The 17,327-nt window shown below is 45.6% G+C and carries 14 protein-coding genes; 12 read left to right on the plus strand and 2 right to left on the minus strand.

The features are described from left to right. Positions 1-271 precede the first annotated feature (271 nt). Positions 272-1,345, plus strand: coding sequence for a hypothetical protein (locus HP548_RS22170; RefSeq protein WP_175382874.1), 1,074 nt, complete (start codon positions 272-274; stop codon positions 1,343-1,345). A gap of 27 nt (positions 1,346-1,372) precedes the next feature. Next, positions 1,373-2,305 (plus strand): tyrosine-type recombinase/integrase, encoded by a 933-nt coding sequence (locus tag HP548_RS22175; RefSeq protein ID WP_175382875.1) that lies wholly within the window; start codon positions 1,373-1,375, stop codon positions 2,303-2,305. 450 nt (positions 2,306-2,755) lie between these two features. Here the strand turns inward: HP548_RS22175 and HP548_RS22180 are convergent, their stop codons facing one another. Continuing rightward, complete coding sequence (locus tag HP548_RS22180; protein ID WP_063564963.1) at positions 2,756-3,685, minus strand: L-lactate dehydrogenase; 930 nt, start codon at positions 3,683-3,685, stop codon at positions 2,756-2,758. Between the two features lie 312 nt (positions 3,686-3,997). Between HP548_RS22180 and HP548_RS22185 the strand changes: the two genes are divergently transcribed. The 8 genes from HP548_RS22185 (at position 3,998) to HP548_RS22220 (ending at position 12,267) form a co-directional block, all read left to right on the plus strand. Beyond that, entirely contained in the window at positions 3,998-5,275 is a 1,278-nt protein-coding gene (locus HP548_RS22185) for a WD40/YVTN/BNR-like repeat-containing protein (protein ID WP_175382876.1), read from the plus strand. Between the two features lie 135 nt (positions 5,276-5,410). Continuing rightward, positions 5,411-5,620: a hypothetical protein gene (locus tag HP548_RS22190; protein WP_024632043.1), complete on the plus strand. Its 210-nt coding sequence runs from the start codon at positions 5,411-5,413 to the stop codon at positions 5,618-5,620. Positions 5,621-6,165: 545 nt separating this feature from the next. Further along, positions 6,166-6,558 carry a DUF2500 domain-containing protein gene (locus HP548_RS22195; RefSeq protein WP_062319566.1) on the plus strand — a complete coding sequence of 131 codons (393 nt, stop codon included), beginning with the start codon at positions 6,166-6,168 and terminating at the stop codon, positions 6,556-6,558. Between the two features lie 183 nt (positions 6,559-6,741). Continuing rightward, positions 6,742-7,491: an SDR family NAD(P)-dependent oxidoreductase gene (locus tag HP548_RS22200; protein ID WP_175382877.1), complete on the plus strand. Its 750-nt coding sequence runs from the start codon at positions 6,742-6,744 to the stop codon at positions 7,489-7,491. Between the two features lie 204 nt (positions 7,492-7,695). Next, positions 7,696-9,381, plus strand: coding sequence for a hypothetical protein (locus HP548_RS22205; protein ID WP_246318158.1), 1,686 nt, complete (start codon positions 7,696-7,698; stop codon positions 9,379-9,381). 159 nt (positions 9,382-9,540) lie between these two features. Then, a complete protein-coding gene (locus HP548_RS22210) occupies positions 9,541-9,963 on the plus strand; it encodes a cell wall hydrolase (RefSeq protein ID WP_076288615.1) in 423 nt (140 codons plus the stop codon). Between the two features lie 18 nt (positions 9,964-9,981). Further along, positions 9,982-10,473 (plus strand): spore coat protein GerQ, encoded by a 492-nt coding sequence (gene gerQ, locus HP548_RS22215; RefSeq protein WP_076288616.1) that lies wholly within the window; start codon positions 9,982-9,984, stop codon positions 10,471-10,473. 213 nt (positions 10,474-10,686) lie between these two features. After that, entirely contained in the window at positions 10,687-12,267 is a 1,581-nt protein-coding gene (locus tag HP548_RS22220; RefSeq protein WP_175382879.1) for a sigma-70 family RNA polymerase sigma factor, read from the plus strand. Positions 12,268-12,436: 169 nt separating this feature from the next. Here the strand turns inward: HP548_RS22220 and HP548_RS22225 are convergent, their stop codons facing one another. Continuing rightward, the gene (locus HP548_RS22225; RefSeq protein ID WP_217504777.1) at positions 12,437-14,293 is read right to left on the minus strand and encodes an alkaline phosphatase; all 1,857 of its coding nucleotides are present in this window, start codon (positions 14,291-14,293) and stop codon (positions 12,437-12,439) included. Positions 14,294-14,671: 378 nt separating this feature from the next. On the opposite strand from HP548_RS22225, the gene HP548_RS22230 reads away from it, so the two are divergent. Further along, positions 14,672-15,988 (plus strand): hemolysin family protein, encoded by a 1,317-nt coding sequence (locus HP548_RS22230; RefSeq protein ID WP_175382880.1) that lies wholly within the window; start codon positions 14,672-14,674, stop codon positions 15,986-15,988. Positions 15,989-16,147: 159 nt separating this feature from the next. Then, positions 16,148-17,056, plus strand: a complete 909-nt coding sequence (locus HP548_RS22235; protein ID WP_246318159.1) for an ArsR/SmtB family transcription factor — start codon at positions 16,148-16,150, stop codon at positions 17,054-17,056. Positions 17,057-17,327: the final 271 nt, after the last annotated feature.

Consider the following 17,327-nt stretch of genomic DNA (forward strand, 5'->3'; position numbering starts at 1 on the left):
TTAGTAAATTAATTTGTCACACTGAAACTATACGTTAATAGAGTCAACTCAACTGTCTCATACCGTATCGCCAAAACGGCGGGGTATGGGGCTTTTTTTTGTGCGAGCAGTTCATGTGTTATGAAAAAAATGCTGATATTTAAGGTTATATTTGGGTCTCTAATAAGTAATATATCTATCCATTTGAGCGGAGCCGGGGTTGCGGTCAGGGCAAATATGACATATATTTGGGGGTGTGACATGCCATCAGACATAGGAGAGGGGATGTATCATGAACACACCATTACATACCAATCAACATCACCAAAATTCGAATTTCGGTTTTGCGTTGGCTGACTCAGCCGTACTTGCCGAGGCGAAGCTAATCCTTTCACATCCAGAAGACACAAACGAATTTCAATTGGACATTGATCCACAGCGCCTTTTGAAGGATGGACGCAAAGTATCGGTTGTTGCGCGGCATATGGATACACCGCCGGATCGGCAAGATACAATTATCATATATGGGGAGGAGTTGGGATTTGCACAATATACAGTTGATCTCCGACCAGACAGTACATGCTCACTCACTCTCATTGAAGGAATAGATCATCCGATCGTATTGGATTTGGGAGAATTTGCAGAAGGGGAGTACGAGCTGCGAATTTCACTGCACGTGAAAACACCCCGCATCGCAGAAGGACCACTGGAGCCCGAGCAGCACGCCATGGTGAAATATGCTCAGGTTGTAACTGTAGCGATATGTCTGTTTCCAGCCGAAGCTGTGCAGATGAACGCTGTACCCGAGAAGGTATGGACACGGGATAATCATGTGTTTGACTCCTACGGCAGTGGTGGCTTTATTCTCGCAGATTTGCCTCGTATGGCGAAACGTGTAGAAGATCTGATCGGTTCTGGAAACCATAATCTGATTGAACAATTCAGTGAGGGTGACCTTTCGGACACCTTGCTGGAGGAAGGTCTCATGGCGATTGCCTGGGGAGTAACACCATGGTGTTATTCGATATATTCGGCTCCGGATGAACATTCGAGAACTTTACTTTCGGTAGACAAGCTGGGTGATGAACCTCAGACTACGGGAATATACCGTGTGCATCCTGGAATTAAACAATTAAGTATCGTGCCGGTAAACGAATTGGCCTACTGGCCATCTTGTGCAGAGAAAGCATGGCCTGTAATTGATGTTGCGGGTGAAGGTGAGACGCTGCGTATGGACTTGTATGTTCAGGTCTGTGAATCAGTGAATGGACTGCACGAAAATCCACTACCTTCATTTGTACTCACCCGCAGTGAGGGACAACCCGAAGCGATCATTCCACTAATCGATGTCGTAATTGTAGATTAATAAATAGAAGTGTGGTGACGAACACAGATGATGACCGAAGAAATTCAGGAGCAATACGCCGATGAGCTTGAAGCTTTTCATATATGGATGAAAGATGCGGGCTACACGGGACATACGGTAAAATCATACACAGGTGACGTTGCTGAATTTCTCGTCTCTATTCATGGAAAGTCACTGGAGCAGGTCAAAAAACTTCATGTGTTATCCTTCTTGTCCCGAGCTCGAGAAAGAGGGGTCAGTGACTCGACACGGAATCGGAAACACGCAGCGGTGAACTGTTTTTATAAGTCATTGATTGAGCTTGAATTGGTGACCAATAACCCAGCTTTCGGAATCAAGAAATCCAAAACCGAGCAAAATCGGGCCCCCGTCTTCCTTGATGAAAGCGGTTTGGAACGATTTTTGCAATCGGTTGAGGGTAAGTACCGTACACGAAACCTGGCTATTTTTCTGCTCATGGGATACATGGGATTGCGGGTCGGAGAGGTGCATGCCTTGAACTGCAAAGACTATAATGCGGAACGGCGCACACTGGATGTATTCGGTAAGGGCCGGAAATGGCGTACATTGCCTGTGCCTGAGATCGTTGCCGAACTGTTATCCCAGGCTCTTCAGGAGCGGCTGGATCCATGGCGGGCGAAAGAAGAGGCATTATTCGTGTCTCAAAAGGGGAAACGATTGTCGATACGCAGTATTCAGCTTATATCAACCGAAACTTTTGAACGCTTTCAGCAGGAATCAGCATCCAATCAGCGTGTGAACTACTCCAGTCATAAACTGCGTCACTCATTTGCGACCATGATGCTTAGACGCGGAGCAGATCTGCGAACGGTTCAGGAGCTGTTGGGTCACTCCTCCATTCAAACCACCACAGTGTACACCCACGTAACCAGCCGCGAGAAGGAAGAAGCGATGGCCTTGCTGGATGTCAAACTTCCTGCGTTTGCGGCTGATATGTAAGAGAGAAGCTTCGTTTATATAATAGAAGAAAGTAATGATAGAGAAACCTGTCTACGTGACAGGTTTTTTTGTGATTTTATGGTAGAGGAGTATTAATACATTTAATGGAAATATGAGAGGTGATCAAAAACAATAAAATAATTAAGCAGTATATATATACAGAATAATTATTATGTTAACTTAAATTTGAAATCAATGTATACTTTTCTTTTCCATATGAAATAGGGTGATATTCTAGCCAGAGATTGACCTTCAATTGAAACTTAACGATATACAATAGTGTAAGCTATGCTAGCTCATTTTGCAGGCAACTATTAATACTTATTTATATTAAGACCAAAGGACCACTCGCATCCTCATAACGAAGATACAGGTGATCCTTTAGTTATACAATCTTAACGATATTGCTCATGATAAAATAACGTGATTAGTCAAACGCTCGATTTGGATTTACTCCAGTCCGGCAATCTGTTCCTTCAATTTGTTGGCAGAGGCTTGGAAAGCGACTTTCTCTGTCTCATTCAAAGGAAGTGGAAGAATCTCGCGCACACCGTTGCGATCAACTACACATGGAACACCCAAATATACATCGGATACGCCATTGTAATCTTCCAGCAATGTGGAAACGTTCAGTACGGAGCCTTCATTGCCCAGAATGGCAGCCACAATACGGTCCAAAGCGAGCGCAATTGCATAGGAAGTGGCTCCTTTGGCATTAATAATCTCATAAGCCGCATTTTTGGTCCGATCAAAGATATCCTGTTGTGTTTCTTCATCCAGATCCAGATTCGTTCCAGCAACGTTGGCGAGGCTCCACACCGGTACTTCAGAATCGCCATGCTCCCCGATAATATGAGCGTGAATGCTGCGTGGATCAATTCCTTTGTTTTTACCAATAAGGTAACGGAAACGTGCGCTGTCCAGCAACGTACCAGAACCAATCACGCGCGAAGCGGGCCAACCGCTTTGTTTCCAAGAAGTATAGGACAAAATATCTACAGGATTCGTTGCAATCAAAAGAATACCATGGGAATTAACTTCAGTAATACGTTCAATGATCTCTTTGAAAATGCTTGCATTTTTCTTCAGCAAATCAATGCGAGTCTCTCCTGGTTTTTGGGAAGCACCCGCAGTAATAATAATGATGTCTGCGTCTTTGCAGTCGGAGTAATCGCCTGCCCATACTTTAACGCCCCCAGTAAATGGGAGACCGTGATTCATATCCAGCATTTCGCCGGTAGCCTTATCATGATTCACATCCACAAATACCAACTCGGACGAACGCTGTCTTAACATCAGCGTGTATCCCGTTGTTGTTCCCACCGCACCCATGCCTACAATAACGACACGACTTGGTTTGAGCGCTGCACTGTTTACCATTTTCATATCCTCTCCTTTTTGGGGTATACTTCCATCCATATTAAGGGATAAGCGTTCGAAAAGCGAGCCATGTCTATAAACTTTTTCACATTTCATGTCTTTTTGCAGAAGATTTCGTCGAAAACCTGGTTTCTGTTTTAAAGAAGAAACAGATGCAGCAAAAAGATCGCTATCTGCTTCCAGAGAGTGGAGATGAACCTTTTCGACATCGTTTGTGGTAGAATAGGAGCAGTGGATTCAGATGAATCGTAAAAACAACATGAATGGACAGGCATGCGCGCCTGCTTATTGGATGAGAGAGGTGGAAACCACTTGCGTTCGCAATGGATCAAAATCGCGCAGACAGCATTGCTGTCTATCAGTATAGCTGCTCTGCTGGCGGCTTGCACCGATTCGGGAGAGACCCCGGTGGCAGAACCGCCGCAGGAGCAAGAAGATAACGGGAATATGGGCCAGACTTTAACCGTTGTTCCCCCCGCAAACAGTACACAAGCTGCGGATACAGCCAAATATCAAATTCAGACCCGTTTAACCGATTTTCAGCTGCTTAACGGTAACGGTGGATTAGCATGGGGAGTGACGCGGAACGCCCTGCGTTTGTATTATACTCAGGATCAGGGAAGTACCTGGACCAATATTTCACCTTCGGAAAATGTTCAGTTTCCGGCTAATCCGCAATATGGACAAAGCATTTATTTTGTAGATAGTACACATGGATGGATTGTTCGTGAAGGAATGGGCGGAACAGATACGATGGTGCTGCGCACGAACAACGGAGGAGCTAGCTGGAGCCTGTCCTCTTTGTCCAAAACGGATAAGGTGACGGCCATCACATTTGTTTCTCCTGAAAAAGGCTGGATACTGACAACAGTGGATACTTCCATTGGCAAGCAAGACAAGAAACTGTATCTTACCGAAGATGGCGGTATTACCTGGAATCAGATGACCTCCAGTGACGAGGACGGCAAACCAGCATCTGCAGAGATCCCCACACGGGGTTATTCAACTGGGATGACGTTCTCGGACTCGGATCACGGGTTCTTGACCGCTCTAGAGTTCGGTACGCCGAAATTGTACGTTACAACGGACGGGGGCCAGCATTGGAAGGCGGGTCCGTCATTCTTTGACCGAAACAAATTTAACGGGTGTGGTAATTTTAACATCAGCTCGCCACAATTTTTTGGACGGGAAGCTAAAACAGCTTGGATGTCGATATCCTGTTCTCAGGGGGAGAGCACCAAATTCAACGGATTTTTCACCACCAATGGTGGAGAGAGTTGGCAGTTATCAACGTTTAGTCTGAATAAACAAACCGGAATCAATCGCGGTCTGACTCCCACATTTCTGAATTCTTTGGAAGGGTGGGTCATGCAGAAAGGCAAGACTTATTACACCAAAGATGCCGGCAAGACTTGGAAAGCACTTCCTACAAGTGAAGTATTGGAAAACATTCTTAAAGAGTACCCAGAGATCGTCAAGCTCCAAATGGTTTCTTCAAAACTAGGCTGGATTTTGGTCGAAAATACAGATGCCAAAAGATCACTGTTGCTGCAAACCGTAGACGGCGGTGTGCGTTGGAAAGTACTATAATTGTGGTTGAATAGAACTTGTTTAGAAGAGGAACCTCCGGGTTTCTTTTCATTTTAATTACTTTGTGAATTAAATCACAATAAATCCCTTCAAATGATGTTATATTGAATTCAAGAAGAGATGGGAGTGATGAACATGAGAACGAATGAACAAGCTCAATTCACGCAGGCGGACGAGTTAACCAGATATATGCTCCAATTATGCTACACATGTGATGATGCCAACCGTTGCACTACTGAGGAAGAAGTCAAAGCCTGCATGGCGAAGTACGCACAGGCAGATGAGCCTGAGCAGACGGATGGTGGAGAAGTAACACGCGGATATATGGATCTGATGTACGCTTAAAGTGTAGAAAACAAAAAAGGCGCTGACAGCATAACGCTATCAGCGTTTTTTTGATTGTGTTTTAGTACCCCTAATGAGCTAAACTACCATGTCAGTAGCCTTTTTTTGTTGGAAACAGATTAATAATAGTTGTTTTGTCCATACCTCCATCTAACTACACACGTACATTAAACTATGTTTATAGGGAGATGTCTTGACTGAGTTGTCTAGATGAGAAAATGGTCCCCAAGGCTTACAGGCGATCCAAGGAATACTAGGTGTAGAGGGCATTCCAGGACCACAAGGTCCAGCGGGAGCAGTAGGCCCTCAAGGCGAAGCAGGACCATTCGGGCCGATAGGCGTCTGGAGTAACGGGAGCGGAGCTGGCGTACAGGTCCAACGGATCCGACTGGTGTTACTGGCGCTACAAGTGCAGTCGGAGGTTTTTCCCTTCGACATATTGGATTTGGATCCGAATAACAAGTTCCGTGTTAACGTGCATATATATTACAGGAGACGGGTCAAGACTCCGGCTGTCCTAGGTTTGATGAACGGAGGGGAGAGACATGGGCATTGAATCATCCTGGATGTTTGATTTTTTTGGAACCGTCTTTCCGGTAGTATTTGTCCTGATTATAGGTATTGTTCTTCTGTCGGTAGGGAAAGAAGTGTGGAGATGGGGGCGTAATAACTCAGAGCCTCTGCTTACTGTACCTTCACGTATTACCAGCAGGAGAATGCAGATGAGTCAGTCGCACTCCGAACCAGGAAGTACAGCCCGTACGCTTTATTACATTACTTTTGAAGTGGAGAGCGGGGATCGGCTCGAATTCAAAGTGAATGGTGATGAGTACGGTTTGTGCGCCGAGGGAGATGAAGGTCGACTCTCTTTCAAGGGAACGCGTTATGTAGGCTTTGAACGCTACAATCGTTTGTATTCAGAGCGTGTACGCGGATAAACCGGCTGGCTTGCGCCATAGTGGCGTAAGCTTTTTTTAATTTCTATTACGGACAAGCGTTTCTTAATGGGGCTAACGGGTTTCTATATAAGAAGAGACTTTATTCAATTTATGGTCCATATTCGGTGAGTTGATGTAGACTTATATGATGAATGGACCATCCCAATAGAGGAGGAAATGATGATGTCATTTACAGATCAAGTCGTGGTTGTGACGGGAGCAGCCAAAGGAATCGGTCGAAGTGTTGCTGAGGCCTATGCAGTTGCAGGGGCTAAAGTCGTACTTGCAGACTATGAGGAAGCGGAAGGGGCTGCTGCTGCTGCTTCGATTCGCAATGAAGGTGGAGAAGCCATCTTTGTCCAATGCGATGTACGTCAAGAGAAGGATATAACGAACCTCATTCAAACGACAATGGATGAATTCAAACAAATTGATGTGCTCATAAACAATGCGGGTGTCTCCAGATGGAAATCTCCCTATGAGCTAACGCTGGAAGAGTGGGACGATATACTCAATACCAATGTGCGAAGTTGCTTTCTCGCAAGCCGGGAAGTGGCCAAACATATGAAGCACAACGAAAATGGTGGAGCGATTGTAAACATGGCCTCAACACGTGCGTTTATGTCAGAGCCAGAAACAGAGGCCTATGCTGCATCCAAGGGAGCTATCGTGGCGTTGACACATGCGATGGCGGTCTCCTTGGGTAAGGACAAAATTCGGGTCAATTGTATCAGTCCGGGATGGATTGAGACAGGCAATGTTGAAAAATTGAAGCCAGAGGACCATGAACAGCACCCAGCAGGACGTGTAGGTGTTCCTTCGGATATCTCCCGTGCTTGTTTGTATTTGTCCGATCCGAGCAATACCTTTGTCACAGGGACCAACCTGATTATTGATGGGGGCATGACCCGAAAAATGATATATGAGGACTAGTACCGGGATTTCTCCGGTCAATTGTAAACTTTTGAAAACATAGCAGAAATAAGCCCAAGTTAAGCACTTGGGCTTATTTGTTTTTGGTAACTCGGTTGCTATAATAAATGTGATTTTACCACAGTACAGGAATGGAGGGAGAATATGTTCGGGAACTCATCCCGGAAAGTGTTTTGGCTATTACTGCTGATTGGAGGGATTATAATGACAGGCTTTGAATCTACTGCTGAAGCTGACGCAGATATACGAGCAGCCTGGGTATGGCAGGCCAAGTCTGTCAGTGATGGAGGAAATGAGCTGCTGGACAATGCGGCTAAACATAAGATTAACAGACTTTATGTGAATGTGGATATGAATCTGTCAGAAGAGGTCTATCATACGTTTATATCCAAAGCCAGCAAGGCAGGAATCGCAGTTGAAGCACTTGGCGGAGATCCTTCATGGGCAGTGAGTGGTCGTGAAGGTCCAATGCTCAAACTGGCGTCCTGGGTAAGCAATTATAACCTGGCTGCTAAGCCGGAAGAGCGTTTTGACGCCATTCATCTGGATATCAAACCGTATGTATTGCCACAGTGGAATGAAGATGCCAAGCCGCTCGTCCAGTCCTGGGTTGTCAATATGAAGCTCTTGCTGGAACAGGTGAAACAGAATGGGGCGGTTGAAGTGAATGTCGACTTGCCTTTTTGGTTGGATTCATACACGGTGACAGGTAGCAGAACTACTGACGATGCGGATAACGAGTCGTTGTCACACTGGTTTATCGGACAATTTGATCATATTACACTGCTCGCATACCGTGACAGCGCGCAAGGAAACAATGGAATTATACGTTTGGTAGAACAAGAAATGATATGGGCTGACGCCAGGAGTGGTTCGATTACCGTTGGCGTAAATACCAAGCCGATGCCTGGGGAAGAGTTCACGACTTTTGCTGGCAAAGGTGCGGCGCAATTGGAGAGTGTCTTAAGTGAAGTGGCATCTGCATTCACAGATCATGCTTCCTATGCAGGTTCGGCTGTGCATGACATCGTGTACTGGGGGCAGCTGGAGCCAGGGGAAGTACCATTACCAGAGAATCCATCCAATCAACCTGAAATCCGAGGAACCTATATCTGGCAGGCTTCTCAGGTTACGAATGACGGTGGAGATCACATTCTGGAGTTCGCCAAAGCGCAAAACATTAATTGGTTATACGTCCGGCTTGATTTGGATCAACCGTACTCCAGTTATCGCAGTTTTGTGAAACGTGCTCAGACTCAAGGTATTGAGGTTCATGCGATGGGCGGTCATCCAATCTGGGGTAAAAAGGAAAATCGGCCACGGATACAGCGCTTGATCGATTACGTGAAAAATTATAATGCCGAATCCGAACCGGATGAACGTTTTAAGGGAATCCATCTAGATATTGAACCGTACACCTTACCTGAATGGGAAAATGATCGGGATACGCTGCTGACCGAATGGGCTGCCAATATTGCTTATTTCCATGAAGAGACGAAAAAGGACAGTGATCTGGAAACGAGTGCCGATCTGGCTGTTTGGCTCGATACGTTCCCGTTACCGGGAAGAGACATGACTGTCAGTGAATACATGATCTCAACACTGGACCACATATCTCTAATGGCATTCCGCAACATTGCTGAAGGCTCCAATGGAATTGCCGACGTCGTCAGTCAGGAAATGAAAATCGCGGATCGTTTGGGTAAACCACTCCTGATCTCGGTGGAGATGAAAGAGAATTTTGAAGGTAAACATATTTCATTTTATGATAAGGGTGCAGCGGAGATGGAACGCCAGCTGGCACTGCTTCCAGATCTGTTAAGTGAGTATAAAGCCTACAAAGGCAATATCGTCCATGCTTACGATTACTGGATTCAAGCCAAGCCCTGAATAGGCAGGTTATATAGGAAATGTTATGTCTCGGGACTTCACTTAGGGTGAGGTTCCGGGTTTTTTTTATGGTAAAAAAATAAAATCGTGTCACCGAATGGGCATCTGCACAATACGATATACGGTGATGAAGAGGTTCAACAAGGGAGGAAACAGGATATGGCTGTTATTAAAGCCAACTCGGAAGACGTCAAGCTGCTCGCTAGACTGATGAGAGCGGAGGCTGAAGGTGACGGCGAACAAGGCATGCTGCTTGTAGGCAATGTGGGTGTAAACCGGGTGCTCGGCGATTGCTTGGATTTCGGTGATATTCGGGACATTAATCGAATGGTGTTTCAGAATCCGGGTGGCTTCGAGTCTACGCAAAAAGGGTACTTCTACCAACGGGCAAGATCATCGGAAATACGCTTGGCACAGCGTGTCATTAACGGCGAACGCTTCTGGCCAGCCAGCAACTCCCTGTGGTTTTTCCGTCCGGTGGGGGAATGTCCGCCAACCTGGTATAACCAGCAAAATACAGGCCGTTTCAAGGCGCATTGTTTCTTCAGTCCGACAGGCGAAGACTGTCCAACCGTATATTAAATTTTGGGAGGAATCATTATGATTAACCAGCCGTATCAACCGACACAAGTTATGGGCCAACAGGCCAATTCGCAAGTCCAAGGAACATCATATAAAATTGGTAACGGTATGCCAATGATGTCCCCAACACCAGGCATGGTTTCACCTAGTTCCACAAGCGTACCTCCGCTCGTATCAAGTGGTGCTCCAATGACACCTACGGGTGGAGTGGTAACCACTACTGCGCCACAGTTTGAACAATCCTACATTGAAAATATTTTACGGCTTAATCTGGGCAAATGTGGAACATTCTACATGACATACGAAGGTAACAAAGAATGGAATGCCCGCATTTTCCAAGGTATTCTGGAAGCGGCTGGTCGTGACCATATCATCATCAGTGACCCGAACACTGGAAAACGGATCATTCTTCTGATGGTCAATTTCGACTATGCTACATTCGATGAGCCGTTGTTGTATCAATATCCAGGTGTGATCGGGAACTATCCGCAACAACCAAGCAGACGCTAATCCTTACAGAAAAAAGAACATAATATAATACGGCCATACAGAGCTGTCTCGATTGCGGATGTTATTCCGCAAACGGGGCAGCTTTTCCTATATGATGATATAGAGCATAATCAAATAAAAACTTAACATAAACAGAAGTAACCTTTTTCTCAAATAAGGGCACTTAAAGATAAATACATCAAGCAGCAAGCGCACAGGAAGGAGCGAAACATATTGAAGACATGGATCGATGGAGCACTCCAGGGGCAAGCCGAGGCTTATGAGCAGCTGGTGACGCAATTTAGCGGGATGGCACTGGCTGTCGCTTATCAAAAATTAGGGGATACGTTCCTGGCCGAAGATGTGGTACAAGAGGCATTCACGGAGGCCTTTGCGAATTTGTCCAAACTGGACAACCCTGATGCTTTTCCCGGATGGTTCAAAGTCATCGTGGAGAGACAGTGTTACCGTCTAATGAGGCGTAAGCAGCATGGCACCGTCCCGGTCCTGGAGATTGAGGATGTAATTCAGGAAGAGAATCTGGCTCATAATCCTGAAGAACAGGCTTTGAAAGGAGAGGTGCATCGCCTCCTGCGAGATTCGATTTCCAATTTGCCAACTTCCATGCAGCTTGCTGTTGAACTGTTTTATTTTCAGGGCTACTCGCTCAAGGAAATGTCGGAATTTCTCGGGGTTAATGTTCCGGCTCTGAAGAAACGGTTGTATGATGCCAGATCCAGGCTCAGACGTTCATTGCCTGTGGCGGATGTGATTTCAGTATTTAGTGATCTATACGAAGGAGGAAAAGGAATGCTTCACATTATGAATGGTGACCATGCGGCAGATCGATTAAGACAAAGCGGGATTCAAGGTGAAATTTTGGTCTGGCGAGAGCTTTATACATTTGGACCGATAACAAGAAATATGAGGAATGAGAAGGATCGAAGTGAACGAGCACAATATTTGGAGCATCACTTGGGTATTCCACAGACTGAATACTTGAAAATCAAGGAACTTGAGCAGACACTTAAGTCATTCCATCAGCACGAAGAGATCGTCCTGTGGTTTGAGTATGACCTCTATGATCAGGCAATGCTATCGTATTTGCTGCACTATTTCAGGGAACAGGACCTGAAGAATACAAAGCTGAATCTGTTATGCATCGATAACTATCCAGACATAGAACATTTTCGGGGACTTGGGCAACTCACCCCCTCACAGATTGGACGTTTATCAGGTACCTGGCACGTGATGGGGGTGGAGGAAATCCAGGCTGGCAGCGAGTTTTGGGCAGCGTATGCATCATCTGACATTCAGGATCACAAGGACTACTTGCTAAAAAATACATCGGTGCTCCCTTTTTCACATGCTGCATTCAAGGCCCACCTGTCCCGTCTGCCTTCTGTATTGAACGGACTGGGCATAATTGAGCAATCGACACTGGAGGCCATAAGAGAGGGCGTGAATAGTCCTTATCCATTGTTCAAGCATGTTGGAGACCAATTGCATATCTTGGGAATGGGTGATCTGGAGTACTGGGCTCATCTGAAGAGAATGACAGAGGAACCACATGCTTTACTTCAATTAAGCGGTGTACAAGCTTTTCCTAACTTCCAGCAGCATCATGATGAATTCCGTCACGCTGTCTTGTCTTTGACCGAACTCGGTATTCAGGTGCTGAATGGAGAAGTAGACTGGGCACTATTAAGACATGATACTTCTTATACTTCCTGGATTGGTGGTCTTCAGATAGGCGAAGAGGAAGACACGCCTTGGCGCTGGGACACCGTTAATGGGAACGTAGTGATCCTATAGAGAATGCGATGGCATCAGAAATAAAATAAAAGCAGTAGAAGCAGTAGAGGGGTAATTGCTTAGCTAACGTGCCAGCTAATCCTCATCATCCATAAAATCATGAAAAAAGAGTATCCCGCCATGCCTGAGCATGAGCTAGGATACTCTTTTTGTTAGTTCAACCTTTATGCTACTTGGCCGCATCCAACTTCAATGCAGTTACCATCTTACGGAACACATCCGTATTATCGAGATAGCCGGAGAACAGGTGGGACCCTGGTCCCGAGGCGTTGATTGGCACATCGTCGAATGTGTGGACTTCCTGGCCTTCATCATGAGGCAGGTTACCCGTGTAGTGAACACCGTCCGGGTCTTTGTCCGGGTTAGCGATATACCATGCCTTGTCTTTGACGTTAGGGTCCTGGATGGTAGGACTGATTGGCACCGGATTAGCGAGATAATCCTCATTGTTATCCGGCATATTGCCCCAGCCAACAGCGATCTTCCACTCGGAATCCGGATTGTCCGGGAATCCATCACCGTTTGCATCCACATACGTCGGGAACTTGGAATCAGCATATGTGCCGATCAATTCACGGAGTTCGTCACCCGATTTACCTTTGGCGGCTTCCGTGTTATACGTTCCGTTTAGAGTAAGGGAATGACCGTGGTCGGATGTGACGATAACGAGCGTATCCGGGTGTTTCTTCGCATATTCCTTAACCTGACCAACCGTTTGATCGAATTCAATTGCATCCCATACGGAGCGTTCAAAATCCATCGTGTGAGCCTGTTTATCAATCGATGCACCTTCGACCATCAGGAAAAATCCGTTTTTGTTCTGTTCCAGCACTTGAAGGGCTGTGTCAGTCATTTCCATCAACGTTGGCTGATCGGTATCCTTGCCCACAATTTCTGCATTGTTAGGCTGAGTATACTCCCGGTCATAATATACGTTCATGTTGCCTTTGCGGAATAATCCAAGCAATGATTTGGTAGAGGCAGACTTGTCCAGATTTGTTGCATCTGTCACGTAGGTATATCCTTCTTTTTTGAACTCCTCCACAATATTACGTCCATCTTTGCGTTTTCCGCCGTCAGCTGCTGGAAGGAACCACTCCAGACCACCGCCAAGAATAACATCCGGTCGATTGGCTTCATTCAGATACATGCTCGCAATCGCTTCTTGCTCCCCGCGCTTACGTGTATGTACAGCCATTGCAGCAGGTGTCGCATCTGTCACATCCGCAGTCGTTACAAGGCCGGTAGCCATGCCACGTGTCCGTTTCACCAGCTCAACGATGTTTTCCACCTTCGGATCGTCAAAAGGGTCTGGTGTATTGTCCGGGTAGACACCCTCGGCATTGACGGCCGTTTTGTGACCAGTTGCATAAGCGGAAGCACTATTGGCTGAATCGGTGACGATCGAATCCATGCCAGAGGTGGTGACCATGCCCATGGCATCCATTTGTTCCATCTCCAGCCAACCCTTGAATTTGCCTTCGTTAATACCCTTGGATACAACACGAGCGGCGGTGCGAATATTGGCACTCATGCCATCGCCAATCATTAGAACGACATTTTTGGCTTGCTCACCGTTTGTCAGTGTCGCCGTGTCTTTGGAAGGATCGAACACTTGGTATACGACCCGTGAATATGTACGCTTGCCTGTAGCCGTCGTCTCGGCGGTTACCACAATGGAATCACTCTCTTTGAAGGCAACATCCCGTATGGTGTATTCTGTGCTCAGTTCGGAGCTGCTTGTCCACGTTCCGGACTTGCCGAAGTATTTGTCCGGTGACAAGCCATTAACCTGGATTTTAATGTCTTGCGATTTTAACTTGGCACCGTTCAATTCAACTCGGAAATCGAGCTTCTGGCCTGCCAGAATCTGAGCGCGGTCAATAGGTAAAATGGTAAATGCGGCCGGGGCCGTCTGTTGCTGGGCAGATACGGGTTCAGCATTGACCTGCCAAGGCACTGCTGTAATTGCAACAGCCGCGCTAAGTAGTAGAGCATTCCATTTCATAGCATGATGGCTTTTCATGAACATACCTCCGAGATCAATTTGTTGTTCTATTTGGAAGTATATAGCTGAATGATTAACTGAGCGTAAGAGAAAAGTTAAACCGTAAGCAAGAAGATGCATATATTTGTTAGTAAAACGTAAAAAAAACTGCGCATTCGGTACATTTGTTAACGAAATAGCCCGTATGCATCATTTCGTTGTCATAGGACACGGATTGACTGTGTAGTGTAGAATTATATAATAAAAGAAGCATATCCTTGTTATTCGACAGAAGAAGGTGGAGGTGAATGCATTGGGAAGTTGAAACTGCATATGAGCGGCAGAATGGCAAATATCCTACATTTTCGAAGGAGGTGGACCTATTTGCCGAGGAATGACGGCGAATAGGAAGATAATTTGAGTGACCCCTTACCGAGTATATTAAATTTATTTTTAATTGCTTTGCTTGTATTGATGAATGGTTTCTTTGTCTCGGCAGAATTCGCGATGGTCAAAGTTCGTGGCAGCCGGATTGAAGCTTTAGTGGAAACAGGTAATAAAAATGCGATTTATGCTTCTAATATTGTACGCAACCTGGATGCTTATCTGTCTGCGTGCCAATTGGGCATAACGCTTGCTTCACTTGGACTCGGTTGGCTAGGAGAGCCAGCGATTGCTCACCTGTTAGAGCCCATGTTTACTGCATTTGGAATGGGTCCGGTATACGTACACGGTATTTCCATTGCGATTGCTTTTGTTATTATTACGATTTTGCATATTGTACTCGGGGAACTTGCTCCCAAGACGATGGCTATCCGCAAATCAGAGACGATTACGTTATGGTCTGCGGCGCTGCTTACGTTCTTTTACAAATTAATGTATCCCTTTATATGGGCATTGAATGGTATGGCGAACAGCCTGCTGAGAGTGTTTCGCATGGCACCGGCCTCGGAGCATGACTCAGCGCATAGTGAAGATGAAATACGCATTCTGATGAAAGAAAGCAATAAGAGCGGTTTAATTGATAATACTGAATTGGCGCTTGTTGATAATATATTTGATTTTACGGCAACAACCGCCCGTGAAATTATGATTCCGCGGACGGAAATGATCTGCCTGAATGCCAATCAGTCCATGCTGGAAAATCTGGAAATTGCCAGTGAGAGCATGCGTACCCGTTATCCGGTTTATAACGGTGACAAAGACCATATTATCGGTTTTATTCACATTAAAGACCTGATGCGATCTCAGCTTACAGATACCATCTCGGTAATTCGGCCGATTCTCGCAGTACCCGATTCCACTCCGATCAGTGACCTGCTCAAGCGGATGCAGCGTAGCAAGACACAGATTGCCATCCTGATTGATGAGTACGGAGGAACCTCCGGCCTTGTAACGCTTGAAGATATCATGGAAGAGATCGTGGGCGAGATTCAAGATGAATTTGACCAGGAGCGTCCGGTGATTGAGAAAGTGGATGAGATGGAATACTCTATTGACGGGCTCATGCTGATTGAAGAGGTTAGTGAGCGCTTTGGTCTGGATATGGACCGGGCAGATTATGATACGATTGGCGGCTGGTTATACTCCAGAGTAGACACCATCCCACCCGAAGTAGGGCAGTCGGTAGAGTATGATGGATATGTCTTTGTCATTCAAGAGACCGAACATAAGCGGATTTCGCGTGTGAATGTGATTAAGCTGGATCTGATGGTTGAAGGCGAAGGCGCCTAATCCAAAGTATTATTTATGGAGACAGGAGATTCCAGTCTATAGAGAGGCCGTACGCTGGATTATTCCATTGTGCGGCTTTTTGTTTACCCTATAATCGTAGCATGCACGGCTGCAAACAGGGTATAATGGAACGACTTTGCAAGATAGGAGAGGTTGAGATTGAGCTATCGCATTGAGGTTGGATTTACGCCTGTATTTGAATTCATGGCCAGTTTGCATACATATATTTGCCGGAAATCGCATAAAAAGATTGATTTATCCATAGCCTGGGCGCAAGAAACAGAAGGGCAGCTAACACCTGAGCTTGCTACTGTCTTACAAAATATGAACGTGGATGATGATTGGAAATGGATGTATCTGCTTGTCTGTTTGCGAGTGGAAGCTGAGGAGCCAGAGGATTTTATTGAATGGTTTAGCCAACGAACAGTGCTTGACCTTCATGACATTTTTAGTCGGTACAGTTTCCCTTATACGGATGATATCGCTGCTTTCCAGACCAAGATGACCTATGTCTTAACCGGCTGGAATGAGCAATATTTTCGTTTGCTTGATCCCGCCATCTTGCAGCATCTGCGCCAGGAGGTTCTGAACCGCAAGGAACAGTTAAATCAATCTCCCCAGAAAGAGGTACTCGACGATGCGACCAACGGGTTGATGTTCCGGGACATGAAGGGGCTGGATAGACTACTGCTTGTGCCACAATTTCATTTTCAACCGCTAAATGTCATCCTGCATTTTGGGGATACTCTGCTGTGCCATTATTCCTCCAGATTGTATATGGGAGATCACGAATATATTCCGACCCATCATTTGCGTGTGATTCGCAGCTTGGGAGAGAAGAACCGACTGAAAATCATGCGTTTTCTGCATCAGGGACCACGTTCGTTCATAGAAATTGTTCGTCACTTGAAGCTCTCCAAAGGAATTACTCATGACCATCTTTCCAAGCTTCGTGGAGCAGGGTTGGTCTATGCGCATTTTGAAGGAGAGAGCCTGGTTGAGTATTCACTTCGTCTTCATGCACTAGAGCAAATTTTACCGAATGTCATGAATTATTTGGAGCAATAACGTTTATCAAAATGTGGTTTTTAGAAAAAAAGTATTCCTCTGATACAGCCGTATGTTTGTTGTGGCCGAACTGAAATTTATTCAGTAAATCCGCGCAAAACATACGGCTATTTTATCGCTTTAAAGTGGATATTAATGGTTTTAATATAAATATTTTTTTGTGGTTCTCTATTTACAGAACCAAATACGGTTCTTATAATAGGGCTTATCGAACTTATACCTTACTAATTTCATAGGAATTATATATATTCTGGATTATTTCGGGAATTAG

Origin of the sequence: Paenibacillus taichungensis, from assembly GCF_013359905.1 — a bacterium.
Classification (GTDB): Bacteria; Bacillota; Bacilli; order Paenibacillales; family Paenibacillaceae; genus Paenibacillus; species Paenibacillus taichungensis.

What these genes read in the sequence shown, in the direction of transcription:
- HP548_RS22170 (WP_175382874.1), top strand. Translation starts at nt 272, where the DNA reads ATGAACACACCATTACATACCAATCAACATCACCAAAATTCGAATTTC.
- HP548_RS22175 (WP_175382875.1), top strand. Translation starts at nt 1,373, where the DNA reads ATGATGACCGAAGAAATTCAGGAGCAATACGCCGATGAGCTTGAAGCT.
- HP548_RS22180 (WP_063564963.1), bottom strand. Translation starts at nt 3,685, where the DNA reads ATGGTAAACAGTGCAGCGCTCAAACCAAGTCGTGTCGTTATTGTAGGC.
- HP548_RS22190 (WP_024632043.1), top strand. Translation starts at nt 5,411, where the DNA reads ATGAGAACGAATGAACAAGCTCAATTCACGCAGGCGGACGAGTTAACC.
- HP548_RS22195 (WP_062319566.1), top strand. Translation starts at nt 6,166, where the DNA reads ATGGGCATTGAATCATCCTGGATGTTTGATTTTTTTGGAACCGTCTTT.
- HP548_RS22200 (WP_175382877.1), top strand. Translation starts at nt 6,742, where the DNA reads ATGTCATTTACAGATCAAGTCGTGGTTGTGACGGGAGCAGCCAAAGGA.
- HP548_RS22205 (WP_246318158.1), top strand. Translation starts at nt 7,696, where the DNA reads ATGACAGGCTTTGAATCTACTGCTGAAGCTGACGCAGATATACGAGCA.
- HP548_RS22210 (WP_076288615.1), top strand. Translation starts at nt 9,541, where the DNA reads ATGGCTGTTATTAAAGCCAACTCGGAAGACGTCAAGCTGCTCGCTAGA.
- gerQ (WP_076288616.1), top strand. Translation starts at nt 9,982, where the DNA reads ATGATTAACCAGCCGTATCAACCGACACAAGTTATGGGCCAACAGGCC.
- HP548_RS22225 (WP_217504777.1), bottom strand. Translation starts at nt 14,293, where the DNA reads ATGAAAAGCCATCATGCTATGAAATGGAATGCTCTACTACTTAGCGCG.